Raw genomic sequence first — 482 nt, 5'->3', positions numbered from 1 at the left:
GTTGCGGTTCTTCCATGGCGTACAGGGTGGTGCCTGCCGGAGCAGGCGGACAGTGATTTTCGACCATCGTGCCTTGTGAGGAGGGCGCGCTGGCGCACGGTGCGCTTGTCGGCGCACGGCGGGCCTCTTCGAGAACCGGGCTCACACGGGCTTACCTGTCCGTGACCTCCGGCACAGAAGCGATGCCGGTCGGGCAGGAGCGGCCCCAGTTCGTTTCGAACAGGTCACTCAGCTTGACGCCCGTGCCTATGAGCATGTGCTGCCATGTGACCCATGAGCCGGAGCGGGCTGCCGGGTGGAGCGGTCCGTTATCCGCGTAGGTGAGCAAGAAGCTCGTCTCCAATGGGGTAGGGGCGTTCCTGGGGCAGCAGTCGGGTGGCGGGGTCCAGGTCACCACCGTTGACGAGGGCGTGGATCTCGTGGGCGAGTGGCGTCACATCGCGGATGCTGACCGTCCATTCGTCTGCGTAGCGTCGTACGGC

General features: G+C 65.8%; 1 protein-coding gene. It reads right to left on the bottom strand.

Annotated features, from left to right (window positions below; translation table 11 throughout):
• Positions 1–308 precede the first annotated feature (308 nt).
• Positions 309–482: DUF4291 family protein (locus QCN29_RS36775; RefSeq protein ID WP_279933607.1), on the bottom strand; the 174-nt coding region annotated here is incomplete at its 5' end.

The sequence above is a fragment of the Streptomyces chengmaiensis genome, from assembly GCF_029846775.1.
Lineage (GTDB): Bacteria > Actinomycetota > Actinomycetes > Streptomycetales > Streptomycetaceae > Streptomyces > Streptomyces chengmaiensis.
The sequence above is the reverse complement of the archived record's forward strand: the minus strand, read 5'-3'. Positions and strand labels throughout refer to the sequence as shown.